The organism is Haemophilus parainfluenzae ATCC 33392, from assembly GCF_031191205.1.
In the GTDB taxonomy this organism is placed as follows: domain Bacteria; phylum Pseudomonadota; class Gammaproteobacteria; order Enterobacterales; family Pasteurellaceae; genus Haemophilus_D; species Haemophilus_D parainfluenzae.
The window spans coordinates 830,804-856,908 of record NZ_CP133470.1; the positions used below are offsets into that span (position 1 = coordinate 830,804).

Annotated in this window: 24 protein-coding genes and 1 pseudogene; 12 read left to right on the forward strand and 13 right to left on the reverse strand. The window is 38.6% G+C overall.

The features are described from left to right. Positions 1–213: 213 nt before the first annotated feature. The 3 genes from imm45 to RDV53_RS04095 all read left to right on the forward strand — a co-directional run bounded on the left by imm45 (position 214) and on the right by RDV53_RS04095 (position 3,753). Entirely contained in the window at positions 214–555 is a 342-nt protein-coding gene (gene imm45, locus RDV53_RS04085; RefSeq protein WP_005694978.1) for an Imm45 family immunity protein, read from the forward strand. A gap of 443 nt (positions 556–998) precedes the next feature. Beyond that, positions 999–2,375 carry a tyrosine phenol-lyase gene (locus RDV53_RS04090; RefSeq protein WP_005694979.1) on the forward strand — a complete coding sequence of 459 codons (1,377 nt, stop codon included), beginning with the start codon at positions 999–1,001 and terminating at the stop codon, positions 2,373–2,375. Between the two features lie 163 nt (positions 2,376–2,538). After that, complete coding sequence (locus tag RDV53_RS04095) at positions 2,539–3,753, forward strand: aromatic amino acid transporter (protein ID WP_005694980.1); 1,215 nt, start codon at positions 2,539–2,541, stop codon at positions 3,751–3,753. 58 nt (positions 3,754–3,811) lie between these two features. On the opposite strand, the gene RDV53_RS04100 is transcribed toward RDV53_RS04095, so the two are convergent. After that, positions 3,812–4,489, reverse strand: a complete 678-nt coding sequence (locus RDV53_RS04100) for a helix-turn-helix transcriptional regulator (RefSeq protein ID WP_005694981.1) — start codon at positions 4,487–4,489, stop codon at positions 3,812–3,814. A gap of 283 nt (positions 4,490–4,772) precedes the next feature. Between RDV53_RS04100 and RDV53_RS04105 the strand changes: the two genes are divergently transcribed. From RDV53_RS04105 to RDV53_RS04125, 6 genes and pseudogenes are all read left to right on the forward strand, one after another. After that, complete coding sequence (locus RDV53_RS04105; protein ID WP_005694982.1) at positions 4,773–5,060, forward strand: hypothetical protein; 288 nt, start codon at positions 4,773–4,775, stop codon at positions 5,058–5,060. Positions 5,061–5,416: 356 nt separating this feature from the next. Beyond that, the gene (locus tag RDV53_RS10230) at positions 5,417–5,539 is read left to right on the forward strand and encodes an HNH endonuclease (RefSeq protein ID WP_373464350.1); all 123 of its coding nucleotides are present in this window, start codon (positions 5,417–5,419) and stop codon (positions 5,537–5,539) included. A 1-nt stretch (position 5,540) separates the two neighbouring features. Continuing rightward, positions 5,541–5,924, forward strand: coding sequence for a hypothetical protein (locus RDV53_RS04110; protein WP_032822482.1), 384 nt, complete (start codon positions 5,541–5,543; stop codon positions 5,922–5,924). A gap of 167 nt (positions 5,925–6,091) precedes the next feature. After that, positions 6,092–6,592: an SMI1/KNR4 family protein gene (locus RDV53_RS04115; protein WP_005694986.1), complete on the forward strand. Its 501-nt coding sequence runs from the start codon at positions 6,092–6,094 to the stop codon at positions 6,590–6,592. 641 nt (positions 6,593–7,233) lie between these two features. After that, positions 7,234–7,663, forward strand: a pseudogene (locus RDV53_RS04120) (ATP-binding cassette domain-containing protein); the annotation flags it as partial. 211 nt (positions 7,664–7,874) lie between these two features. Then, positions 7,875–8,921: a YadA C-terminal domain-containing protein gene (locus RDV53_RS04125; RefSeq protein WP_005694989.1), complete on the forward strand. Its 1,047-nt coding sequence runs from the start codon at positions 7,875–7,877 to the stop codon at positions 8,919–8,921. 151 nt (positions 8,922–9,072) lie between these two features. Here RDV53_RS04125 and RDV53_RS04130 read toward each other — a convergent pair whose 3' ends face one another. After that, a complete protein-coding gene (locus tag RDV53_RS04130; protein WP_005694990.1) occupies positions 9,073–9,537 on the reverse strand; it encodes a hypothetical protein in 465 nt (154 codons plus the stop codon). A gap of 652 nt (positions 9,538–10,189) precedes the next feature. On the opposite strand from RDV53_RS04130, the gene RDV53_RS04135 reads away from it, so the two are divergent. Beyond that, positions 10,190–11,035, forward strand: a complete 846-nt coding sequence (locus RDV53_RS04135; RefSeq protein WP_005694992.1) for a hypothetical protein — start codon at positions 10,190–10,192, stop codon at positions 11,033–11,035. A 103-nt stretch (positions 11,036–11,138) separates the two neighbouring features. On the opposite strand, the gene purT is transcribed toward RDV53_RS04135, so the two are convergent. From purT to RDV53_RS04155, 4 genes are all read right to left on the reverse strand, one after another. After that, the gene (gene purT, locus RDV53_RS04140) at positions 11,139–12,320 is read right to left on the reverse strand and encodes a formate-dependent phosphoribosylglycinamide formyltransferase (protein WP_005694993.1); all 1,182 of its coding nucleotides are present in this window, start codon (positions 12,318–12,320) and stop codon (positions 11,139–11,141) included. Positions 12,321–12,329: 9 nt separating this feature from the next. Next, positions 12,330–12,833, reverse strand: a complete 504-nt coding sequence (gene luxS, locus RDV53_RS04145; protein WP_005694994.1) for an S-ribosylhomocysteine lyase — start codon at positions 12,831–12,833, stop codon at positions 12,330–12,332. Between the two features lie 256 nt (positions 12,834–13,089). Continuing rightward, on the reverse strand, positions 13,090–13,569 hold the full coding sequence (locus RDV53_RS04150) for a YqaA family protein (RefSeq protein ID WP_005694996.1): 480 nt from the start codon (positions 13,567–13,569) through the stop codon (positions 13,090–13,092). Continuing rightward, positions 13,569–14,168 carry a beta-phosphoglucomutase family hydrolase gene (locus RDV53_RS04155; RefSeq protein ID WP_005694997.1) on the reverse strand — a complete coding sequence of 200 codons (600 nt, stop codon included), beginning with the start codon at positions 14,166–14,168 and terminating at the stop codon, positions 13,569–13,571. The genes RDV53_RS04150 and RDV53_RS04155 overlap by 1 nt, the downstream gene beginning before the upstream one ends. Before the next feature lie 111 nt (positions 14,169–14,279). Between RDV53_RS04155 and RDV53_RS04160 the strand changes: the two genes are divergently transcribed. Continuing rightward, a complete protein-coding gene (locus RDV53_RS04160) occupies positions 14,280–14,645 on the forward strand; it encodes a hypothetical protein (protein ID WP_005694998.1) in 366 nt (121 codons plus the stop codon). A 22-nt stretch (positions 14,646–14,667) separates the two neighbouring features. On the opposite strand, the gene ppx is transcribed toward RDV53_RS04160, so the two are convergent. The 7 genes from ppx to RDV53_RS04195 form a co-directional block, all read right to left on the reverse strand. Then, a complete protein-coding gene (ppx, locus tag RDV53_RS04165) occupies positions 14,668–16,212 on the reverse strand; it encodes an exopolyphosphatase (RefSeq protein WP_005694999.1) in 1,545 nt (514 codons plus the stop codon). Positions 16,213–16,220: 8 nt separating this feature from the next. Further along, positions 16,221–20,120, reverse strand: coding sequence for an autotransporter assembly complex protein TamB (gene tamB, locus RDV53_RS04170; RefSeq protein WP_005695000.1), 3,900 nt, complete (start codon positions 20,118–20,120; stop codon positions 16,221–16,223). Between the two features lie 3 nt (positions 20,121–20,123). Next, positions 20,124–21,860 carry an autotransporter assembly complex protein TamA gene (gene tamA, locus RDV53_RS04175; RefSeq protein ID WP_005695001.1) on the reverse strand — a complete coding sequence of 579 codons (1,737 nt, stop codon included), beginning with the start codon at positions 21,858–21,860 and terminating at the stop codon, positions 20,124–20,126. A gap of 188 nt (positions 21,861–22,048) precedes the next feature. Beyond that, complete coding sequence (dtd, locus tag RDV53_RS04180; RefSeq protein WP_005695002.1) at positions 22,049–22,483, reverse strand: D-aminoacyl-tRNA deacylase; 435 nt, start codon at positions 22,481–22,483, stop codon at positions 22,049–22,051. Further along, on the reverse strand, positions 22,480–23,304 hold the full coding sequence (locus tag RDV53_RS04185) for a virulence factor BrkB family protein (RefSeq protein WP_005695004.1): 825 nt from the start codon (positions 23,302–23,304) through the stop codon (positions 22,480–22,482). The genes dtd and RDV53_RS04185 overlap by 4 nt, the downstream gene beginning before the upstream one ends. Continuing rightward, positions 23,304–23,777, reverse strand: coding sequence for a YchJ family protein (locus tag RDV53_RS04190; RefSeq protein ID WP_005695005.1), 474 nt, complete (start codon positions 23,775–23,777; stop codon positions 23,304–23,306). Before RDV53_RS04190 ends, RDV53_RS04185 begins: the two co-directional genes overlap by 1 nt. A 1-nt stretch (position 23,778) precedes the next feature. Beyond that, a complete protein-coding gene (locus tag RDV53_RS04195; RefSeq protein WP_005695006.1) occupies positions 23,779–24,444 on the reverse strand; it encodes an MOSC domain-containing protein in 666 nt (221 codons plus the stop codon). A 122-nt stretch (positions 24,445–24,566) separates the two neighbouring features. On the opposite strand from RDV53_RS04195, the gene RDV53_RS04200 reads away from it, so the two are divergent. Continuing rightward, positions 24,567–26,066 (forward strand): helicase HerA-like C-terminal domain-containing protein, encoded by a 1,500-nt coding sequence (locus RDV53_RS04200; protein ID WP_005695007.1) that lies wholly within the window; start codon positions 24,567–24,569, stop codon positions 26,064–26,066. Positions 26,067–26,105: the final 39 nt, after the last annotated feature.

The following is a 26,105-nucleotide window of genomic DNA, read 5'->3' on the forward strand; positions in this document are numbered from 1 at the left end:
CTATCATTCTGCAACTTATTTTTTATATAAATGCATGGTTTATTACGGGTAATGTTGATCAGATTGATTTTTTTGTAAGTAAAGAGCATTTATTCTTTAGTTTAAAGATATGGCTTTCTCTATTTGTTTTATTTTTATTAATATATTATTTAGGTAATAATAAATATTAATGATTTACTGATGATGCAAAAATGAGATAATTAAGGTGTGACAATGTTTTATTTATTAGAAGAATATGAAGATGAATTGTTATGGTCTGGGAATATATTTAGAGTTTTTATCCAGAATAAGGGTGAGAATTATTACACAGATCGAGTCGTGGACTTTATTATCTTTGAAACAGAGGATGTTGACAGACCGCTTGGATTGTTATCTATATCTGGTTATAAGGCTGGAAAAATAGTGCTTATCTTTCCTAAAGAGGCTTTTAAAAAAGACGCGATTTATTCTTTAGATAAGAATTGGATAGAAAAAAACATATATGATTATTTATATCTAAACAAAGAGTGTGACAAAGTTTTTATATCAAAAAACGATTCAATACTTCCATTCTAATAGCTAGAGTAAGCTATATTTAAACTTATACAAAAGAAATTGTTGGATTAAAGTGCGGTCAATTTTCAAAGAGTTTTAAAACCTCTCAAAAATTGACCGCACTTTTTGTATTTTTGATGCTTCTTCTACCGAAATATCACCCTCTCATAGCAATCTCGACAGCAACACAATTCCTTTTCTGTTCACTTGTTCTATTGAGAAAACTGGTTAGTCCAACTCGCTTGTTTACTTGCTCTAAAAATCAGTATGTTTATGATATTTTGATATAAAATTATCAAATAAAAATTTTTTTACATAAATTTGATAAAATTTTATTGATTTGTGACTTTGATCACAGTATTGCAGAAAAAAATTAAGTACTATGCTTGCAACTCGATGATAGATGTTTTTAGTAGCGGGTTAATAATCATGGACTTTAAACCTAACATAATAGGAGATTTATTATGGCATACTATCCAGCAGAACCGTTCCGTATTAAAAGTGTTGAACCTGTTTCAATCTTACCAAAAGCAGAACGTGAAAAAGCAATGAAAGCGGCAGGCTTCAATACCTTCTTACTTGATTCAAAAGATGTTTATATCGACCTTTTAACCGATAGCGGTACGAATGCAATGAGTGACCGTCAATGGGCCGGTATTATGATGGGTGATGAAGCTTATGCAGGTAGCCGCAACTTCTATCATTTAGAAGAAACAGTTCAAGACTTATTTGGTTTCAAACATATTGTGCCAACTCACCAAGGTCGTGGTGCTGAAAATATCCTTTCTCGTATTGCTATTAAACCGGGTCAATACGTACCAGGTAATATGTATTTCACTACCACTCGTTTCCACCAAGAAGCCAATGGCGGTATTTTCTACGATATTATTCGTGATGAAGCGCATGATGCGACATTAGATATCCCATTTAAAGGCGATATTGATGTTAAAAAATTAGAAAAATTAATTAACGAAAAAGGCGCTGAAAATATTGCTTATGTGTGCTTGGCGGTAACAGTAAACTTAGCAGGTGGTCAACCGGTTTCTATCGCAAACATGAAAGCCGTTCGTGAATTAACAGCGAAACACGGCATTAAAGTGTTCTACGATGCAACTCGTTGTATTGAAAATGCTTATTTTATTAAAGAACAAGAACCTGGCTATCAAGATCGTTCAATAAAATCTATCGTTCAAGAAATGTTCAGCTATGCAGATGGTTGTACAATGAGTGGTAAAAAAGACTGCTTAACCAATATCGGTGGTTTCTTATGTATGAATGATGAAGAATTATTCATGAAAGCGAAAGAATTGGTTGTGGTGTTCGAAGGTATGCCGTCTTACGGTGGTATGGCTGGTCGTGATATGGAAGCAATGGCGATCGGTTTGAAAGAAGCAACTCAGGAAGAGTACATTGAACACCGTGTTAAACAAGTACGTTACCTCGGTGAAAAATTAAAAGCAGCGGGTGTACCGATTGTAGAACCAATTGGTGGTCATGCGGTGTTCTTAGATGCACGTCGTTTCTGTCCACATTTGAAACAAGAAGAAGACTTCCCGGCACAAGCATTAGCGGCAGCAATCTATGTTGAATGCGGTGTGCGTACAATGGAACGTGGTATTATTTCAGCTGGTCGTGATATCAAAACTGGCGAAAACCATCATCCAAAACTTGAAACTGTACGTATTACTATTCCGCGTCGTGTTTACACCTATGCACACATGGATTTAGTTGCTGATGGTATTATCCACTTATTCAAACATAAAGAGGATATTAAAGGGCTTCGTTTCGTGTATGAACCAAAACAATTACGTTTCTTCACAGCACGTTTTGAACAAAAATAGGCCTACCGCCCTTACCTCAGTAACGGGGTAAGGGCTTTTTGTATCTAAAAAATATTTGGTTAATGAGAAAAATGCGAAAACATTCTAATGACATTGTGGTTTGATGTATTGTCAAATAAGGAAGTGACTAGCCTTTCTACGATAATCGGAAAGGAGAAAACTTATGAACAAAACATTGGGAAGTACCTTGATTACCTCAGGGACGATGATTGGGGCAGGGATGCTTGCCATGCCTCTCACCTCTGCAGGAATAGGTTTCACGTTTACAGTTGTTCTACTTGTTCTTTTATGGATTCTGCTCACCTATAGCGCATTATTATTTGTTGAGGTTTATCAAACAGCTGAACATGATGCCGGTATTGGCACGCTTGCCGCACAGTATTTTGGTCGACCAGGACGAATTATTGCAACCAGCGTATTAATGATTTTCCTTTATGCGTTACTTTCCGCCTATGTAACCGGTGGTGGTGCAATTCTTGCTTCAACTTTACCTGATTTTGCGACGCCTGATCTCAAAATGAAAGGTTCCATCCTAGCATTTACGATCTTCTTTGGTATCTTCGTAGCAATTGGCACAAGCTTTGTGGATGCCTTAAATCGTTTCTTATTTATTACGATGATTGCGGCGCTATTCATTGTGCTTGGATTGATGATTCCAGAAATTAAAATCGATAACTTAATGGCCATGCCAATTGATAAAGCGCTATTGATTTCAGCTAGCCCAGTTTTCTTTACTGCTTTTGGTTTCCACGGTTCAATTCCTTGCTTAAATAAATATTTAGAAGGTGATGTAAAAGCCTTAAGATTTTCTATTATTATGGGCTCTGCAATCACATTAGTGGGTTATCTTTTATGGCAATTTTCTACTCACGGCGTGTTAAGTCAAAGCCGATTCTTAGAAATCCTTAATCAAGATCCAACATTAAATGGATTGATTGAGGCCGTTCGAGTGATTACAGGCAGCACCATTATTGCGGCTGTCGTGAAAATCTTCTCTGCCTTAGCACTGATTACCTCATTCTTAGGGGTCGCACTAGGTTTACTAGAATGTATTGACGACTTGTTAAAACGTGTATTCAATTTTTCTGCAAACCGTTTAAGTTTAGGTTTCTTAACGTTCCTTCCGCCATTGCTCTTTGCATTCTTCTATCCAGAAGGTTTTATCCTTGCATTAGGTTATGCAGGACAAATGTTTGCTTTCTATGCAGTGGTATTGCCAGCAGCATTGGTTTGGAAAGCACGCCATCAACATCCAAACTTACCTTATCGTGTGCCGGGTGGTTCAGGGTTCTTACTCTTTGTCTCAATTCTAGGGATTATTATTGTGAGTATCCCATTCCTAATCAAATTAGATGTATTGCCTGCAGTAGTAGGTTAATAACATGATTAAAATAAAGAAGTGCGGTTAAAACACGCTGATTTTTAACCGCACTTCTTTATGCTTTCTCTTTGATCGTTTTGAGGTAGCGATATACGCTAGGTTCTGAGATTTTCAAATATTTCGCCACCATCGGAATGGCACCTTTGATATTGAAAATGCCTTTATCAAATAAGACTTGAACGGCGTTTTCCCGCTGTCTTAAACTGAGTGGTTTATCGGAATGTAATAGGGTGAAATCAAGGTATTCACAAAGGATATCTTCGATAGAGTTTTCGAGTTTTTCTTTATTAATAATTTCGGCCTCTTCCACTTCAGCAAAGGCCGCATCAATACCTAAAATATTGACGAAGTTTCCAAGATTTTCTAATGAAATTAATTTAGTCATCACATCAACCAACTCAGAGGTATCATGATTAATACAAAGGATGCCTTCTAATTTATCCCCATTTTTAATGAAATAAGTTGCACCTCGAATGACCTTTTCGGAATCTGCCACCGCTTTGTAGTTAAAGATAAAATCCTTATCTAAATACACTTTATCCTGCAACAAACTTGAAGCAAAAGAGCTAAGCGGAGAAGAAAGCGTTCGACCACTGACGTGGCTATTCGCAATGGCTTCCATATGAGCCTTATTCTTATCAAAAGAATGAAATACGACTTCGTATTTAGGACCGAGAACATTTCCCAAAAAATGGGTTAGGCCAATAAAATATTTCTTTTGTATGTTATTCATACCAGTTTATCTCATTAATTTCAGATTGCTGTAGGTATTCTATAACCGCTTATTTTTTATGGCAAATATATTGTAAAAAACGGCAGGTTATCTATGTTTTTTTACTTTAAGTGAATCTTATAATGCTTAGAGGATATGGTTAGACAATACTTCTGTGATATTCTTTGGTGTTGGGATTTGTATCTTATTCAGTTGATGGTAAGCAATTTGAAGGAATCATGAAAAATACGCCAACAGGAAATTAATATGTTGGTATTCAAATGGATGTTTTTATACTCCAAAAATGGTTAATTGCGTTGATAAGGGAAAAGAATACCCATTAATTGCAGGGTATCAAAAAAAAGAACTACTAGGACATACAAACTCAAAACAAAGATGGAAAAATCTTGTTTCTTGTGGAGGAAAGTATGGCGATATAAATCTACACTACTATCCACAAAACTATCAAATAAATGGTAAAAGATACAAAAATCTTGATGAATGTATGAATACTAAAGGGTATATATATCTTTACCCTGCTGAATGTGGCTATCAAGATCCTAAGTGGGATAAGGGAAAATGTAACTTATAACGAATTGAATTTATTATTTAAACAGAGTGTGGTCAGTTTTCAAAGCGTTTTTCAGAGGCTGTTGGAAAAGAGTTGAATAATAAGGAGAATAAAAAATGAGAACTTTATCTTTCTTAATTTGGTCTGGTATCTTTGTGTCTTTTTGTGGTTCTATTTTTGTAGGTTTTTTTCTACTTTTAAATTATATTAAATTTAATGAATTTGATTATATCTTACTATTCAAGGTGGTCTTTGTGTTTTTTATTGCTGGTTTTGTTATTCCTATACCAGAGTTAATAAAGTTAAGAAATAAAATAAAATGATTATTGGTTGATCATAATATTTAATTGTATATTTTTATTATCTATATGCTGGTGATGCTAAAATACCATGGATATACATGGTATCATCAAGACACAGGACGAATGCAATTAGCTCCAGAGTGGGATCATTCAAAGACAGAACATGTGGGTGGAGATTATATCCAAAAAGGAAAATAATATGTGGAAAATATATAAAGATAATGATCAAGATCTTAGTTTCGTATTAGGTTGTATGTATTGTCAAGCCATAGATTTAAAAGAGTTTAAATTATGGCTTTTGAGGGTAATTGAAACCTCTAATACAGATGACATACCTATGTATATTTATGATCTTACTGATTTCGATGGCCCCTTATTTAAGATCTCAGAAGTGATAGGTTTTTCATTGAGGAATTATTTTTCTCTTGAAGAGGAATACTCTATTTATGGTATTGCTTATATTAGAAATAAAAATATTGTAGATGCGCCAGTTGAAATGGATAAAGCCATTCATTACCTTAAATTAAATAATTATTTATTGAAGAAATTTAAATATTTTTTTCCTTTTATAGATGAGGTTTAAATTCTTCTGATGCTCGCTCTCAGATAGCGTGCGTCTTCTGGCGTGTACTTGTATCTAACTAAAAATAAACAAACTGAAATTCTTCATAAAAATAGTGAAAATCTGAATCAAATAAAATTGATGTTTAGGCTCGCGTTGGGAAACGCGAGCCATCGTTGGAGCATTAAGTGAAAGACGTTAAAGAAAAGTTTAGAAATATTGATATTTGGTCTTTTGATGGAAAAGGTGATATAAATAACATATTGAAATTTCAATCTATATTCAACATTACTCTGCCAAATACTTATAGAGAATTAATGACTAGGTATAATAATCCTAAGTTTGAACAAGACACTTTTGATTTTTATGATCTATATCATAAACGAGAATCTTTAGCATCATTTGGATTTGATGGATTTAATTCCCAATATGAGAATATTTACAATCAATTTATTTATTCAGATGAAGATGGATATGAAAATGTGTATTCATTTGCTCATACATCTGAAGGAAACTGGTTATGCTTTGATTATAGAGATTCTCCTACAACATCAGAACCAAAGATCTCTTTAGTTATTCATGATGAATATAACGATGAAATAGGAAAATGGCTTATTTTACCTGTGGCAAATAATTTTGATGATTTTCTAGATAGTCTTTATGATTTTAATGAGCGCTATCCTGATTAGCAAGGAGTAATAGTGTTTCCCCAATGATAGCGCCAGCGTCCACGCTGGTGCTGCTTAATAAAAACATTGCGAATTTTACCCATAAACGTTGGGAGAACCAATGTTCAAAATTCTTTGGATTTTGTGACCGCACTTTTAGTTGATAGGCACAAGCAAGGACTCTTGCGCCATCGTGGGGGATACGAAGATTATAAATATTTACCAGTTAGATTTGGGGCAGTAGTCGATTCAATGGCGAGTGAAGCTACAAGTAAAAAATTGGAAAATAATGAGAAAAACATGAAATCTATAATTCTAGGAGGTGAATAAGTGTTTAATAATATTATTCAGTTTTTTATTTATTCCCTCGTTGTTTTTCTATCTGGATTTATAATAATATCTTTATGTTTTATCGTGTTTACCTTTATCATAAATCTAGGTGATATTTCTATTCTTGAGATAAAGGATATACTATCTTTTAATTTCTATATGTTTTCTAGGATGTCACCATTAATAGTATTAGTAATGCTTATATCTAAAAAACTCAGAGGTAGCTAGTATAGAAAGTGTTTAATTTCTGATGTTAAGTTATTAGAAATTTGTAGTCTGTTTGATATTTAAACAGACTACAATTTAAAATACAGAAGTACAAAGTGCGGTCGATTTCTAAAACGTTTTCTGTTACCCATTTATTAGATAAACCTTTCCAACAACTTTCCGGCGGCGAAAAAAGCCCGCGTGCAGCTTGCCCGTTGTTGCATTAAAGAGGCGCCCCTATTGCTTGCCGATGAACCCATTGCTTCACTCGATCCTTACTACCAAATCGACATCATGGAACAGCTCAAATCTCTCACCCCAACGCATACTTGCGTGGTGGCGATTCATCATCTTTCTTTGGCGTATAAATTTTGTGATGAAGTGATTTTATTGAATAAAGGGCAAATTATTGCCAACGGTGAAACACAATGCGTATTAACCGCTGATAATTTGGCGAAAACGTTTAGTATTTGGGCGGAAATTGACGAAACAAAAAAAGAAATCGTCGCCATTGAAAAACTAAAGAACAATGAATTTTTATCCCATTACGAATAATATCCTCGAAATGTGCGTAATGGTTAATGTTAAAAGTGCAGCTATTTTCTTGGTATTGTTTTGTAAATCATGGTGTTAAATAGAAAATACTTTGAGTTAAAATATTCTAGTGCTAATATAATAATCGATTGCAAAGGAGTGTTTAATGCAATCGGGCTAAGGACAATTTTATATTGCCTATAGATTATATTAATTATATTAAAAGGAAAACATGAAAAATATAACATTTAAAAGTAGTTTAATTGCATTGCTTGTAGCAGGGATGGGTATTGGTACTGCAACCGCAGCAACAGTAGATGATTTGGATAAAATCGTTACCCGTCATGGAAAGGTTATCGGTGCACATGAAAAAGTAATCCAAGCTCATGAAAAAGTAATCCAAGCTCATGAAAAAGTGATCCAAACGCATGAAGGCGCAATTAAAACGCATGAAGGCGCAATTAAAACGCATGAGGGAGTGATTAATAACCATTCTGATCAGTTGGCAGATCATAATGACAAATTAGTGAAATATAAAAGAACAATCGATAATCATGATAGCGTTATTACTGCGCATGAAGGCGTGATTCAGACTCATGAAAAAGTAATTCAAACTCATGAAGGCGTAATTCAAAATCATGAGAAAGCAATTCAAACTCATGAAGGCGCGATTAAAACTCATGAAGGTGTACTCCAAACTCATGAAGGCGCGATTAAAACTCACGAGGGTGCAATCCAGACTCATGAGAAAGTAATTCAAGCTCATGAGAAAGCAATTCAAACTCATGAAGGTGCGATTAAAACTCATGAAGGTGTACTCCAAACTCATGAAGGTGTACTCCAAACTCATGAAGGTGCGATTAAAACTCACGAGGGTGTACTCCAAACTCATGAAAATGCAATCAATGCGCAAAAAGCTGTATTAAATACCCATGAAAATGCGATTAATGCACATAAAGCCGCGTTAGACAGACATGAAACTGAAATTCGTGAAAGTAGAGCAAATGTTGCCGGTTTGAATACCCGCATCGATAGCTTAGGCCGTGAAATCAAAAATGGCCTGTCTACACAAGCAGCATTAAACGGTTTATTCCAACCTTATAATGTCGGTAAACTAAATATAAGTGCTGCGGTTGGTGGTTATCGTGATAAAACTGCTTTAGCGGTAGGTAGCGGTTTCCGTTTCAATGAAAAATTTGCGATGAAAGCCGGTGTTGCTGTAAACGCCAATGGCGGTGGTGGTATGGCATATAACGTTGGTGCTAACTTTGAATTCTAATTCAAGTTTTTGTTAAATTAAAAAAAAGCGCTATTTCGAGAGAGATAGCGCTTTTTGTTTGTCATATCTAAAAGTGCGGTTCATTTTTCAGGTATTTTTCCTTGGAGTTAGGCACTCGCCGGAAAACGAGTACCATCAAAAAAATCTATATTTACCCACCCTGACAATTCAACCAAGCCTTTCGCGTGCCTTGATAGTTTTTGTAATAAACGGAACTATGTTCACGCGCCACCAAATCAACAGTGCTTCCTTGAATAGGGTTGTACGATTGATAAAGCACTTCAAAACGGCTACCGCGCGCATTTAATGCTCTATTCGCAAGATGATCAAACGGCATCGCATTGCCGCCATCCAGTTGGAAATAAAAACCGAAATTATCTTTCATCCGACTCTCTACCGAGAGAGGAAAGTAGGTTGCCAAATATGAGGTTGACCCTGTTTCCGAGTTCTTACAACGATAATGATATTGCTTGTAATTAAGGGCATTATTTAATTCTGCTTGGCTAATATTATCCTTTAAAAATCTGGTCTTCAGCGGTTTTTTGGGCGGCGTTGTTGTACATGCAAATAAACTCACCAACGCCGTGGTGAATAACATCATTTTAAGTTTGTTCATGGTATCAATTTCAAGAGAAGTGTGATTGAAAGCACTGTTGGCTACACGATAGTTTAGTTGCTGAGACAGTCGGTTTACAGAATGATTCTTGGAAAGTGTCAGCAATGAAGTTCCAACGATTTTGTCGTAATTGGAAATCAACTACCAAAATTAGGCGGGGATTATACCACTCTTTTGCCAACGCGTGTTTCCTAACGCGCGCCCAAGAACGTAAATAAAGTGCGGTGAGTTTTTGAAGTGTTTTTTTACGGTATTATGTAGCAAATGCACAAAACGCTTGCTGAGCCTGTCGAAGCATTGGTTTTGTGTATCGGAGAAGCTGAAATTACTTACACTTCGACAAGCTCAGTGACCGCAATTTCAGCTTTGTGCAACTGCTACATAATATCGAAAGAGTTTTAAAACCTCTCAAAAATTGACCGCACTTTTTGTATTTTCAGAACTACTTATATTTAAGCTAATCTTATAATTTCACATCCAACTTATCGTAAGAGCGTTCTATCACGAGCAAGTAATAGGTGGAAGCAGTGGCAAGGAAGATGGCGAAAGTAAAACTTACCAAGCAAGCCACTTATAGAAAATATTTAGCTAACCGACAGTATGAAATAAGAGCGGAAGTTTTAGTTGCTATTGAAAAATTTGGAGTAAATAAATGATAGGGTTATCAGAAAAACAAATTAATGACATGTTTACAGAATTTTATAATGAATTTGATTCAATTCCATTTTGTGAGCTAAATCTGAGTGATGCTAAAAGAACATTTGATGGATATAACTTTATAGTAAAGGGTGATCTTTTTGAGAATATAATAGGTCCTTTTAGATATATTCAGCCACTATCATTTTCCTATATGAGCAAAGGAAAATTCTTCTATGGGGTTGAGAAAAGTAATATACCTGTAATGGGAGATATTACACAGTTTGGTATATTAATAAATAATATTGGATATTATATAAAATATGATCCTTTTTCATATAAGAGTGGTAACAAAAGTATGGGAGGATTTCATCGTTATATTCCAAAAGAAATAATGTGCTCTTGGTTATATGTAAGTCAAGGATGGGAAATTGCAGAAGATACAATACATAATATATATAAAAGTAATTTACCTTCATTATTATTAATGCCCATTCATTCAATTATAGAAGGTTTTGAAGATAGTCATGGCGTTGCACTTCCTGAATATACAGCTTTTCTAGAACATAAATTTCATCATGCTTTTAGACAAAGCTATGATGATAAATTTAATGATGAAAAATATTTTGAATTAAGATGTTTGCTTGATACCCGTTCCAATGATGATGGGAGTAAAACAGGATATCAATTATTTGTGTCTTCTCATAATGATGAACGTAATGTTTATGTGATACCTAGAGCAGATGTGATGGGTATTAAAAAGTTGACGAATCCAGCAGAGGCAATAGATCATTATGCTGCTCATTTATTCTCACGTGCTGAGGGTGAGTTTGATTTTATGCAATATGCAGAAGATTTTTAATTAATACAATAAATTAAAGTGCGGTCTTTTTTAAAAGAGTTTTAAAACCTCTCAAAAACTAACCGCACTTTTTGTATTTTCAACGGCTTATGTTAAGTAAGTTTTATAATTTTACATCTAATTTGGCGTAAGCACGCTCTACTTTTTCCAATGCTTTTTCTACGGAAATATCACGAGCGAGTAAGACACCTAAACGGCGATGACCATTGACTTCACCTTTGCCGAAAATGCGGATATTGGTGTGGGGTTCAGCCAATACTTCGGCGATATTGCCAAATTGCACGTTTTTCGATTGGCCTTCTACCACGATGGCTTTGGAAGCCGATGGGCTAATGAGGGTGATTTCCGGAATAGGTAAGCCTAAAATCGCGCGGGCATGTAAGGCGAATTCAGATAATTCTTGAGAAATTAGCGTGACCATACCGGTATCGTGTGGACGAGGGGAAACTTCATTGAAGATAACCTCATCACCACATACAAACATTTCCACACCAAAAATACCGCGACCACCTAATGCAGTGGTAATTTTCTCTGCTACGTCTTGTGCTTTTTTCAACGCTGCATCAGACATGGCTTGTGGTTGCCAAGATTCGCGATAGTCGCCATCTTCTTGACGGTGGCCGATTGGCGCTAAGAAGCTGGTGCCATTAATGTGGCGAACGGTGAGTAAGGTGATTTCATAATCGAATTTAACAAACCCTTCTACAATCACGCGTCCTGCGCCTGCACGACCACCTTGTTGCGCGTAATCCCAGGCTTTTTGTAAGTCGTCTTTGGATTTCAAAATACTTTGACCGTGGCCAGAAGAGGACATAATCGGTTTCACCACGCAAGGAATACCGATTTTTTCAACCGCACTTTGGAAGTCAGCAAAGTTATCGACAAATTGATAAGGTGAGGTTGGCAAACCAAGCTCTTCGGCAGCCAAACGACGAATGCCTTCACGATTCATTGTAAGCTTGGTGGCTTTGGCGGTAGGCACAACATTAAAACCTGCTTTTTCTAATTCAATCAGCGTATCTGTCGCGATGGCTTCCACTTCCGGCACGATGTAATCTGGGCGCTCTTTTTCCACTAAGGCTTTGAGTGCTGCACCATCTAGCATGGAAATCGTATAAGCACGATGTGCCACTTGTTGTGCTGGGGCGTTTTCATAACGATCGACGGCAATCACTTCCACGCCTAAACGTTGTAATTCAATCACCACCTCTTTGCCCAGTTCACCAGAGCCAAGCATCATCACTTTAATAGCATTCGGGGTTAATGCTGTACCTAGGATTGTCATGTTGTGTCCTTATTTTAAGAAAGATTCATCAAGTGCTAAATCGTCATTTTTATTAATCCCCACACCGCGAGCAATCACATTTTTAGCAATATCATGTGCTTCTTCTAAAGAATGCTCGGTGTAAGTTCCGCATTGGTATTCATTTAATTCAGGAATTTGGTTTTGGTCTTGCACGGTTAAAATATCTTTCATGGAAGCTAACCATGCATCAGCTACTTGTTGCTCGTTTGGTGTGCCAATTAATGACATGTAAAAACCTGTACGGCAACCCATTGGGGAAATATCGATGATTTCTACATTGTCATTATTTAAATGGTCACGCATGAAACCCGCAAATAAATGCTCAAGGGTGTGAATCCCTTTTGGTGGGAGAATTTCTTTGTTTGGAATGCAAAAACGAAGATCAAAAACAGTGATGTCATCGCCCTTTGGGGTACGCATCGTTTTGGCAACGCGCACGGCAGGTGCGTTCATACGGGTGTGATCCACTTTAAAACTGTCGAGTAATGGCATATTTATTTCCTTGAAAATCAGTGATTTGTAAATTAATTGCAAGTTTTTGTAAATTTTTTTACATTTTTTTACAATTTCTTTGAACTTTTCTTTTTAGCGTCGGTCTTATAGAACAAGCAACTTGCAGTTGTTTTAATAAAATTGGTTCCTTAGGTTATTTGCCCCTTACTCGATAAGGGGCGTTTTTTTATCTGTTGAATATTAACTCGTCTTTATTCTAGCCCACAACCAGGTTATGCACAAAGGCTATTCACAGCTATGACACGAAAGGCAAACTGAAAAAGAGCAAGGCAATATAACGCAGTCCTTTTCCAATCGTCATAAAAATCAAACAACTTAGCCAATTCAATCTAAGCCAACCGGCTACCGCACAAAACACATCCCCGATAATAGGCAACCAGCTCAATAATAAAGTGATGGCGCCATAGCGTTGTATTTTGTTTATTGCCCATAAAGTGCGGTCATTTTTGCTGTCGATTTTCGGAAACCATCGACCAATCCAATAAGTGGTGAGGCTGCCTAGCGTATTGCCTGCGGTTGCCATAAAAACAAGCCAAAAAATATCCGCACTTAATAATGATCCGACCAATACTTTTGGCGCAGCCAGGGAGACAAACACAATTTCTGAATTACCCGGCAAAATGGTGGCACTTAAGAAAGCGCTGAAAAACATCAGCCACAAGCCATGGGTTTGCCAAAAATCAGCCCAAAAACTGAAAGAGAAAATGTCCCACATTAGGCTCTAATAATCTCGCGCGTTCTGACATCAAACACATCCATTCCTGCACTTAATCCTGCTTTTACACCAAGATCGGCATCTTCAAAGACGATACAACGTGATGGTTCGGCTTTTGCCAGTTCTGCGCAGCGTAAAAAGGTTTCTGGATGCGGTTTATGTTCTTTCACATCATCTGCGCTGACAATGGCGTTAAAGTAATGTTTGATATCTAATTTTTGCATCAACATATCAATAATTTGGCGGTTCGAGCCTGAACCGAGCGCAATCGGCTTTTGTTGATAGTAATGACGCACCACGTCAAAGGTTGGGAGTAATTTTGATTCTGTTGGAATCAATTCATAGGAAAGTTTGCGTTTCGCTTGTATGACTTCATTTAAGCGTTCTTGTGGCATACCGGCATCTTGCATAATGGCGGAGGCGATAGTGCTCACAGTTGCGCCACCTAAATCATACATAATTTGGCTGTTAAAACGATAACCAAATTGTTCCCCCACCATGTTCCACGCACGGGCGTGTACTGGCATGGTGTCGATTAAAGTGCCATCCATATCAAAAATCAGGCCATCATATTTTTCAAAAAGTCTGTTATCTATCATTTATTGCTTTCCTAGTTCGTAAATTTTTTCACTTTGTTTCAATTTTGTGATCTGTGCACTGGTAATTTTGTGAAATAGCGGTAAAGTTATCCTATCTTAAAAAGGAATGTTATGTCGTTACTCAAACAATTAACCCGTTGGAAAATTCGCGGTCAGATTGATCAGGACGTTATTGATATTATTCTGACTTTGCAAAGTCGCCTAGAGCATCATTGGCGCATTGATGTGTCTATTCCGACCGTCATTACACTCTTATTGCATATTGCCAACAGCCTTGCCCGTTTAAAACGAGGGGGTTGCGTTTCCCCGCTTCATCAAGCCTTTTATGATGAAATGCAAAGTGCGGTCATTTTTCCTGATGTTTTGGAAATTCACCACGATTTGCTTTCTTTTATTCCGCAAGAAATTCCCGAAGCAGAGCAGAGTTATTATCTCGCCAATATTTATAGCTTGCTGTTGGAGCAAGATAAAAAATAAGGGCACGAAAGCCCCTATTTTATCAGTTAAAAATCAAACTGAGTTCTAAATCTTTGAGTAAATTGCTTTCTAAGCGCAATTCATTCCACACTAACGGATTGTTATCCAAATAATGTTTCTCAAAAGTCAGTTCCCAAGTCTGTAAAGAGCGGTCAATTCTGAGATTAATTTTATCGGTGCTATCTGTCGCCTGGCGAGATTTATTCAAAATTACCGAAATACGTAAAAGAAGCAGTAAAGCAAGGACATCTTCATCCGCATAACGAGCAAAAATCGGTAAATCATTCTTTTTAAATGCACCTGTGTGATAACGAACTAAATTCACCAATAAGCGTTGCTGCTCGCGATCAAAGCCCGGTAATTCCATATTCTGCAGAATATAAGCGGAATGTTTTTGTACATTGCGATGATTAATCACAATACCCACTTCCAATAAGCGTGCCGCCCAAATCAACAGATTTTTCATTTCATCAGCAAGATGCGGTTTTTGCCAATGGATGTATTGGTCAATTAAGGTTTTTGCACTATTTGCCACGCGATCAGCTTGCGCTAAATCTAAGTTAAATTGTTCGGCAAGCCCTAATGCAGTACGAGTACGGATGTCTGAAACTTGGAAGTTTTTTTCTAAGCTGTAAATCACCCCTTCACGCAAAGCGCCGTCAGAATAGCGCATATTTTCTAAGCCAAAAACGTCAAAAACGGCACTTAAAATAGCTAAGCCTGGTACAAAGACATCCACGCGGTCAGGGTTTAATCCTGCGATGTTGAGCTCTTCAAAATGGGAAGCTTGTAAGGTTCGTTCAATTAAATTTTGTAAGCGTTCAGCGGTGATGATACCGTTCGGATCAAGAGTTGCGGTAATCACTTGATAGACGGTTTTGATGGTGCCTGACGAACCTAACACCGATTGCCATCCGAGCTTGCGATATTCCCAGCTTAAATCTTCAATTTTATTGACCGCACTTTGGCGAGCTTGCTCGAAGTTTTCTTTTGAAATTTGTCCGTTCGGGAAGAATTTTTTGGCAAAGCTCACACAGCCCATGTGGCGACTTTCTGCTACTAAGGGGGTGAAATCGTCACCGATGATCATTTCGGTTGAGCCACCACCAATATCGATGACCAGTTTACGTCCGCTTTCTGGTTGAGTGTGGCAAACACCTGCATAAATGGTTTTGGCTTCAGTTTGACCGCTGATGATATTAATGGGATAAGGAAAGACTGTGGCAGCCTGACGTAAAAATTCGTCATTATTGACCGCTCTTCGTAAGGTATAAGTGCCTACGACATTCACATCTTCTGGGGCAAAACCTTGTAAGCGCTCAGCAAAAAGTGCAAGGCAATTTACACCGCGCTCAATGGCTTCTTGGCTTAATACATTGTGCTCATCTAAGCCGTCGGCGAGCCTCACTTTTTGTTTTAAACGAGAAAGCACCTGGATTGAGCCATTGATAATACGCGCCACAATCATGTGGAAGCTGTTTGAGCCTAAATCAATGGCGGCAATCTCCCGGGCTTCACCTCGGTGATGAGGTTCTGCGAGTTGAGCCAGTTGCTTGTCGTTATGCATGTCCTTTCCTAAAATTCAAATTGATACAATAAATCAAAAACTTGGTTTGTACTGGAAACCGATTGGAAATAAAGTTGCGGCATTAAGCGGTAACGTAAAGTCACTTCGGCTAAGCCATCAAACAATCCTACACCGTATTTCACTTGTAAGCGTTTACCAATATTACCACTAACTTGCACTTTAGAGCTATCCCCAACACCGGCAGTGCCTAAGTTTAAGTCTTGAATACCAAAGGCTTCGCCAATACCGCTGACTACTTTACCACTTTTCGCCAAACCTAAGCCAAGTAATGCCGCACCGACAGAACCGCTAGAACCTGCTTCACCACTGTTTTCTAATGATCGACCGGTTAATAAATAGGAAAGCGCTTGGTCTTGAGGTTTAGCCGGGTCAGAGAAAATGGTGACTTGTGGGCTGGATGCCAGACCAATCACTTTTACCCCCGCGGTCACTTTACTGTCTTCCATCGCTTCTGGGTTACGAATCGCTTCAATATTTAACATCGGTTGTGAAGGTAAACCAGAGAAGCTGATTTGTCCTTTACGAATTAATAAATCCTGTCCAAAAGAAGCATAACGACCATTTTTCAGGTTAATTTGACCGAATAATCCTAATTTGCCTTTATCCTGTTTCACAGAAAGTAAGCCATTCAAATTGGTTTTTAAACCATAGGCATCTAAATGCACATCATCACCGATTTTAATTTTTAAATCAGATTGAATTTGCATGCCCGATTTAGTTTCTGAAGCAAATTGGCGATTAATGAGTTCTTCTTTACTTTTTCTTGGGCCATTTAAAATGACTTCATCTTCACTCACTGGTTCAGCATTGTCCGGTAAGCTTTCAATGGCAATTCTCGCCCATGGAATATCCACATTACCACTCAAATCTAAGAGTTTTGGTGAGGCTTTGACAACCACATTTGGGCTGACTTTTAATTTCGCCATGGATGGAATATCAACTTTGAAATTATCTGCTTGCGCTCTAACTTCTGCCGTCCAGTTATCCATGTGAGCCCAGTTAGCTTGTCCGTTGATGTTGAGTTTGCTATCAGGTGTTTGAACATGACCATTTAAGGTTGAAGAGGTGCCATTAAAGCGAATTGCGACTTGGCCATCAGTCACATCAAAAGGCAGGCTTTTCAGTTTTGTTTTCACATTTCGAATATCGAAATTGCCATTTAATAATGGTTTTTCTAAATTACCACCAAAACTTAAGCGTGAGACCACTTCACCATCTAGGCTTTCCCCGCTAGAGAAAAGTTGATTGGCTAAAGATAAGCGTAAACCTCCAATGGTAAAGGTACCGCCTAATTGACGGCCTTTACTTAAATCATTAATTTTTAAGTCTGTGCCGATTCGACCTTGATTTTGAACGTTAATGTCAGATTTCAAGGTTAAATTGTTATTTTGAATATCAGCATTCACACTTAATTTAGGAATATCTAGCTTAAAGGTACGGTAGTCTAATTTTTGTGCTACACCAATGTTATTACCTTCCACTGCCACATTCAGTTGTAACGGTTTATCTGTGAACCATGCCACTTTACCTCGGCTTTGTAACTGGCCTTTGAGCGTGTCTTGTCCCATCAATTTATTCACTAAATCTAAATTGATGCGTTTAAGCTCAAAAGGGACTTCGCCGTTTTTCCCTGCCGTAAATTGTTGAGGGAAGCACAGATCTAAGTCTTGGTTAATCCAGCAGTGTGACCCAATGGTGGCTTGGATTTTTTTATTGTCATAAGTCACTGGAATGGTTTGATTCACTTTAAAATCACCGATAGGTGAGTTTAGGCTCACTTGACTTAAATTACCTTTCCATTGCTGAGAAGTGCGGTCAAAATTCCCCGAGATTTGTAAATCAGCTGCAACAGGTTCACCTTTTGATTTTAAGGTGAGCGTATGATGTTTTTCATCACCTGATGCATTCAAATCAATATTATGTAATTTGATGCTGTCACCATAACGGAAGCTTTCCGCTTTGACGTTAAGTTCACCTTTCACTTGTGGTTCACTGACAACATTACCTTTAATTACGGCTTTAGATAAGTCTAATCCTTGGAAGTTCAAGCCTTGTGCCGTTAAATCAGTATTAATGGTTGGCGCAGTAAGTTTCCCTAAAATCTGTGCTTTGCCGACTACGGAACCCGCTAAATCTTGCCACAGACCACGTAAACTTGGTGCGTTGATATCTAAATCTAGGTTTGATTTATCACCTAATGTACCTTTTGCCGCAATGCGGTTATCGCCATAGTTCAGCAATAAATCAGGAATATTTAATAAGGTTTCATGACTTAAAAAGACGCTACCTTTTAAGCTTAATGGACGAGAAGAGAGGCTACCGGTTAAATCCACGGTAGGCACATCCACTTTCCAATGATTGGAATCTGCGGAACCTTGAGAGCTCACTTTGCCCGATAATACGGCTGGCATGGCAGGCACGTAAGGACGAATGTTCATTTTATTTAAATCAGCCGTCACATCCCATTGTGCGCTATCTTTCCAGTTTGAGGAACCTGTTAAACGTGCGGTACCATCTAGGGCAGCAAGTTTTAATTCGTTGATGGTGACTTCGTAGAGTTTACCGTCTACATTTAAATCAACGTGAGTATGAGGGATATGATCCATACCCTCCACGCCACCAACAACCTCTGCGTGATAATTCAATAAATCGCCCGTGAGTTTAATATCAACATCGTTAATTTTGAGCGGTGCAAGGCTATCTGCAAAAGCGTATTGACCTTTTTTCGCTTTTAACTGCAGATTTAATGGCATTTTATCTTCGGCCAGTTTCACATCACCTGTTAAGGTGGCATCAAGCACACCCTGTGTGGTTAACGAAAGTGCGGTTGTTTTTTTCAAGGAACCCGATAAATTGAGATCAACTTTGCTAGCAGGCAGAATAGTTTTGTCTTTTGATTTAAAGGCTTGGAGATCAGATTTTAATGTGAGATCAACCGGAAAATCTTCATTGAGCCGGAGTTGCCCTTGGCTCGAAAGTGTACCAAGAGAGCTGTCAATGTCGAGTTTTTGTAATTTCACTAAATGATCGGTGGCATCTGCTTGCAATTCCACTTTAGGCACAGTGATTTTTTGGATTTCTTTGCCTTTTTCATTGAGCGATTGATATTGCCAGTTTGTACCCAAAAAACTTGGAATGTGCATATCAAAAGGCAAGTTCACCGCATTTAAATTACCTAAAAAAGCCGGTGTGAGTGTTTGCTCAATTTGCGCCCAATCAACGGGTTTAGCGGGTTCTTTTTTCTTAGGTTGAGGTGTATTCGGTTGAGTTTGGGAGACAGTTGAGAAAAGCACGTCTGAAAGCGTGGTGGGCTCAAGGGTAAGGCCAGATTCATTGTTTAAACTGATCGCACTTTGAAAAGACGAAAACGTAATATTGCTTTGATCGAGTTTCATATCAAAGTCAGTAATCGCCACATTTTTCACTTGCACAGAAACCGGTAAATGGATTTTTTCCATTGGACCACTTTCCGTTTGTTTCTCTTCAGAAGGTGGCATGACACTGGTATCAATGGCAATTTTCGGCTGCGTTAAGCTGAGATCATCAACAATAATATCACCCGAAAGTAAACGAGCTAAATTCAGTTGTAATCGCGTTTTAGGGAGTGCCACATCTACGCCGGTTGTTTGAAAACGTAAATTTTCTAAGACTAAACCATCTTGTAAGCCACCGCTGACTTGCTCAATAGATAAGCTATCGAGCATTTTATCGGCGAGTTGAATAAGTGCACGTTGTCCACTATCAAAAGAAAGCGCTGTGACTAAGCCTAAAACAGGGACAAAAATGACCGCACTTCCGACACATAAAATTTTACGGCAGGTCTTTTTCTTTTTAACGGGTTGTGTGGTTTGGTTATCTGGTTGTTTTTCTTGTTCAGACATAGTCATACCCTAAATTTCAGCCCCTAAGCCAATGTAAAATTGAATGTTTTTGCTGTTATCTTTATCTCGAATTGGCGTTGCAATATCAAATTTGATGGCGCCAACTGGCGATGCCCAACGTACACCGAAACCTGCGCCGTAGCGTAACTCATTTGCTTTGTAAGCATCTGCGGCTAAGCCTGTATCCGCAAATACTGCTCCCCACCAATTTGGGTAAACTTGATATTGATATTCAAGGCTACCTGTTACTAAGCGAGAGCCGCCGACTAATTTTCCATCTTTATTTTTCGGTGAGATTTTCTTGTAGCCATAACCTCGCACACTGCGATCGCCCCCCGCAAAGAAACGTAATGCCGGTGGAATTTTACGAATATCCGCGGTATTTAAATAACCAATTTCTGCACGGGTAATAAAACGGTGATTTTCGGCATAAGTACGAATCCACGCTGTGGAAGCTTGAATTTTAAAGAAATTGGCTTCTGACATCCAAAGCTTATTCCCTAAATCAACCGTGATTTTTTGGGTATCTCCCCATGTTGGGAATTGGCCACCTCTTAAACGGGTACGGTTAAAGCCCCCAGTTGGATAAACCAGGAAGGTTTTATCGGTGAAATCAGCTTGTGTGTAGCTGTCATAACGGACACGAAGACCCGCAAAATATTGCCAACCCTCGCTATTATTCCAATAGCGTAATGCAGCGAAAGTGAGGGCTTTGGTATCCGTATCGTTTTTATTTTCTTTTTCATAACCGGTTGAAAATTCATAATAATAATTTAATGGATTTTTCAACAATGGCATTTTATAGGTGGCTTCAAAGTTTTGTTTTGGTGCAGAGACGTAAAGATTTGTACGGAAACTATGGCCTCGGCTATTGATCCAAGGTTTTGTCCAACCAATTTGGACATGAGGGCCTGTATCAGTCGCAAAACCGACCCCAAGCTCCATTGAGTTTTTCTTACGTGGATAAAGTAAAAGTTCGATATCGACTAATTTATCTTCTTCTCGGACATGCGGTTGTAAAAGTACGGAGCTAAACCAGTTGGTGGAAGAAAAATTATTGGTTAATTCAGATAAATCACTGACTAAATAAGGATCGCCAGATTTGATGTTGAGCATGTTTTGCAAATAATCTTCGCGAATTTGGGAATGGTTGAAGGTGATATTGCCATAATGATAACGTACGCCACTATCAAACAGCATGCGCCACCATGCTTCATGCGTTTCTGGGCTGATTTCTAAGCGAGAAATTTGGAATTTTCCGTCAAGATAACCACGAGCTAGTGCAAGGTTTGAAATGCTGCTTTTATAGTCATCGTATTTTTGATGCTCAACTAACTCCCCTTGTTTTGGCAAGTTTTTACGGAGCGCCGTGAAGTTTTCATCTTCTGCGGCTTCGCCTGTAATTTCAACGTCTGTTCCCGCAATTTTACTTGGCTCACCCGGGGTGACATTAGCAATAAGTAAATCTCGTTGACCTTTGCGTTTTTTCAGTTCAAAGGTCACGGAGGAACCATAATAACCGAAGACTCGAAGGCCTTTATCGACAGCATCTGAAACTAATTGTTTATACCGATCTGAGTCGTTCATCTCGCCTTTATCAATGAGATTGACATTCATGTCAGTATTGCTAATGGCGCGTTCACCCTTAATACCGCGGATCTCAATATCTACGGTTTGTTCTGCAAGGGCTGAAAAACTCATCCATCCAAGCAAAAGTGCGGTTATTTTTAACGAAATTTTTTTCATTTTATTACAAGCTAAACTTTAAGAAGATCCAGATCAAACCGCCCTAGTTTACCCATAAAATAAGGGGATTACCAACGCAATTATGGATGGGATTTGAAATTGTTATATGCATTTGAGCGTTAATACGACAATGCGATCAAAGAAAGAGTTTCCTTTGCTTTGAAAAAAATAGCGATTTTTCTCTTTATTCAGATATTTAACCAAAATGTAACCGGGCCATCATTGGTTAGCGTTACTTGCATATCTGCTGCAAATTGTCCGTTAGCAACCGCGACTTTTTCTGCACATTTTTGCGAAAAATACTCATACAATTCGTTAGCCAAGGCTGGTGCGGCACCTTTTGAGAAACTTGGTCGTAGCCCTTTTTGCGTGTCTGCAGCTAGGGTAAATTGGGATACCACAAGCACTTCGCCACCGATTTGTTGAACATTTAAATTCATTTTGTCATTTTCATCGCTGAAAATACGGTAATTTAATACTTTCTCGGCAAGTTTATCCGCCTTGGCTTGGTCATCTTCTTTTTCCACGCCTAATAAGACCAATAATCCCTTGCCGATTTGTCCCACAATTTGACCTTCAACTTCCACTTTAGCCTGTGTTACACGCTGGATTAATGCAATCATTTTACTTCCTCTAAATTTGTTTGATTCGTTGACCGCACTTCTGCCAGTACTGCGGCTAATTGCGCACCCAATAACACTACTGTCCAGCTGATTTGAATCCACAATAACATGATTGGCAGTGTCGCCATGGCACCATAAATTAATTGATAAGACGGGAAGGTGGCGATGTACCAAGTAAAGGCTTGTTTTCCTAAGGTAAAGAAAATTGCCGCAATTAATGCGCCTGCTGCAGAGTGTTTGATGCTCACTTTCTTATTTGGCACGACCATATAAATGAGCGTGAAAATAAACCAAGTAGAAAGAAATGGCACAAAGCTGAGGAGTTTTAAGCCAAAAGAGAGCGTTTCAGATTGCTCGAACATGGCTTTAACATAGGAACTTGCCGCAATGCTAGTACCGATTAAAAGCGGGCCGAGCGTTAAAATGAGCCAATAAATAGCAAATGACGTAAAAATCGGGCGATTACTAGTGTCTTGCCAAATACCATTGAGTGTACGGTCGATGGAGTTAATGAGCATCAATGCCACTAAAATCAAACTCACAATCCCCACGGCACTCATTTGCTTGGAGTTACGGACGAATTCATCAATATATTGCCCTACAACATCGCTCGCGGAAGGGGCGAAATTGGTGAAGATGAATTCTTTCAATGCACCAGTGACTTCGTTAAAAACGGGAAAAGCAGAGAAAATTGAAAACACCACCATAATTAATGGCACGATAGCGAGCATGGTGCTGTAGGTGAGTGAACCGGCAGCTTGCGTTAATTTATTTTCTTGAGAACGCTGCCAGAATAATGCGAGAAAAGAGGTTAAGGTCATTAGAGCAAGCCTCCGCAACAATGTTTAAATTTCTTCCCTGAGCCACAAACACAAGGCTGTTTATTGCTTGGGAGCGGCACAGTGGGATCAACAAAGTACCAACGACCATCAATTTTTACAAAAAGAGAATATTCGTGATGTACTTGCGGCTGTTTGTTGCCTTGAAAATGTGCTTTAAATTCAACCGCACTTTGTGTTTTGGTTAAGGCTTCTGCTTTGACAATGTCTAAACCGAGCCATTGCGTTTCATCCGCCCAATCTTGCAGGGCTTTTTCATCTAATAACGTTTGTTGGCTTGGCACAGTGGTTTGCACGATATAAGGAATCTTTTTAAGCACAAACGCTGAATAGCGGGAACGCATAAGTTGTTCCGCTGTTTCTGGAAACATATTGTCTGAATGAAAGCGTCCGCAACAATCTTCGTAAGAAAGCGAAGATTGGCACGGACAAAGTGCGGTCGTTTTAGCCGACATTTTAGGCTGCCTTTTGTAAATTACGTAATTGTGAATGAATAGAACGTTTAAATGCCGCTGCTAGTTCCTCAATGGCTAAGGCTTCCTCTAATTCTGAATTGCTTGAAGGGGCAGAAAGTAACGTATTTAAGCGACGAATTGTCCATTCTGGGTAAGGACGGTGTTGCAAGATGAGTTCATCGCCTTGATGAATTTCACCTTCTTCGATCACGCGAACATACCAACCTGTCCAACCGGACTGACGAATTACCTCTCTTGTATTCTCATTCTTGGTATTATGAGATAAACGTTCGCAAGGTTTACGTGGTTGAGACACTTCTAAAAGCGTGGTGCCAATTTTGTAACGATCGCCTATACAGACATTATCTTCATGTAAGCCAGATACCACAAAGTTTTCACCATAAATCGCGCTACCGTGAAAATCAAACTTTTCACCAAGTAGTGCGTTTAAAGCAGGGAAAGACACATCAGACATAAAAAACAAGGCTTTATCAACACCACCGTGATGGGCTTTTAAGCCCACATCGTTACCTTCTGCACCCAGCGTGTGCACTTTTACCATGGGTACCGGTTTTTTACGGATAGCACTTTCATATGAGCTGCCATCAGGGAATGTTAAGGTTTCTATCAATCCTGTTTTAATAATAAGAATTTTTGCGTTTGACATCTATTTTTCCTGCTTTTAATTAGTTTTGAGAAATTATACCGTAAAATCACTTAAATTTTGACCGCACTTCGTTTTTTCCTTATTATTCGTTTAAATAAAACCAACAAAACAAAGGAATCTTTATGCAATATTCTCTCGCGCGTACCGAACAAGGTCAAACCCTTGGTATTACCGCAAAAATGGCAAACCGTCACGGTCTGATCGCTGGAGCGACAGGGACGGGGAAAACTGTCACACTACGAAAAATGGCGGAAGCGTTCAGTGATGATGGCGTGCCGGTCTTTTTAGTTGATGTAAAAGGCGATTTGTCTGGTTTAGTCAAAGCGGGCACATTCAGTGGCAAAGTGGCGGAACGCATTGAGCAATTTGATTTAGGTGGCGAGAGTTATTTAAATGGCTATCCTGTGTCATTTTGGGATGTATTCGGTGAAACCGGTATTCCACTTCGCACCACGATTTCTGAAATGGGACCATTATTACTTTCCCGTTTATTAAATTTAAACGCAACTCAAGAAGGCTTATTAAACCTCGTATTCCGTGTGGCAGATGACAAAGGTTTGTTACTCATCGACTTAAAAGATTTACGCGCAATGCTTAAATTTGTGGGAGAGAATGCAAAAACCTTCCAAGTAGAATATGGTAATGTTTCAGCCGCGAGTGTAGGGGCGATTCAACGTGCCTTACTGACACTTGAAAATGAAGGGGCGACCAATCTTTTTGGTGAGCCGGCATTAAATCTTGAAGATTGGTTACAAACCCGTGATGGTCGTGGTGTGATCAATGTTTTAAATTCTGAAAAATTAATTAATTCCCCAAGAATGTATAGTGCGTTCTTGCTTTGGTTGATGTCTGAATTATTTGAGCAATTGCCGGAAGTCGGCGATCCAGAGAAACCAAAATTTGTGATGTTCTTCGATGAAGCACACTTACTCTTTGATGGTGCACCGAGTGTGTTGGTGGACAAAGTGGAGCAAGTGGTTCGCTTGATTCGTTCTAAAGGTGTGGGGATTTATTTTGTGACCCAAAACCCATTAGATTTACCGGATACCGTGTTAGGCCAATTAGGTAACCGCGTTCAACACGCATTACGTGCTTTCACGCCACGCGATCAAAAAGCGGTGAAATCCGCAGCAGAAACGTTCCGTTCAAATCCTGCTGTCAATGTGGTTGAAACCATTTCAACTTTAGGTGTGGGCCAAGCATTGATTTCATTCTTAGATGAAAAAGGTATGCCAACGCCAGTTGAAGTGGCTTATGTTTATCCGCCGAAAAGCCAACTAGCCCCGATTACTGAAGAAGAGCGAGCTGCTTGGGTGAAAGACGATGATCTTTATGCATTCTATAAAGATTACGTGGATAATGAGTCTGCCTTCGAAGTATTAAATGCTCAAGCGGATTTAGCGGCAGTACAACAAAAACAAGCCGAACAAGCGCAACAAGAGGAAGAAAGCGGTTTATTTGGTCGCTTAAGCCGAATGATTTTTGGAACACAAAAACGTGGGGATAAACTTTCTCCGACAGAACAAATTGTGAATAGCGTGGCAAAATCAGTCGGTCGCAATATTCGTAATGAAGTGACCAAACAAATCATGCGTGGTATCTTAGGGGCATTGAAAAAATAATGAAAATTTGACCGCACTTTGCGGCAAGAATGATAAAAA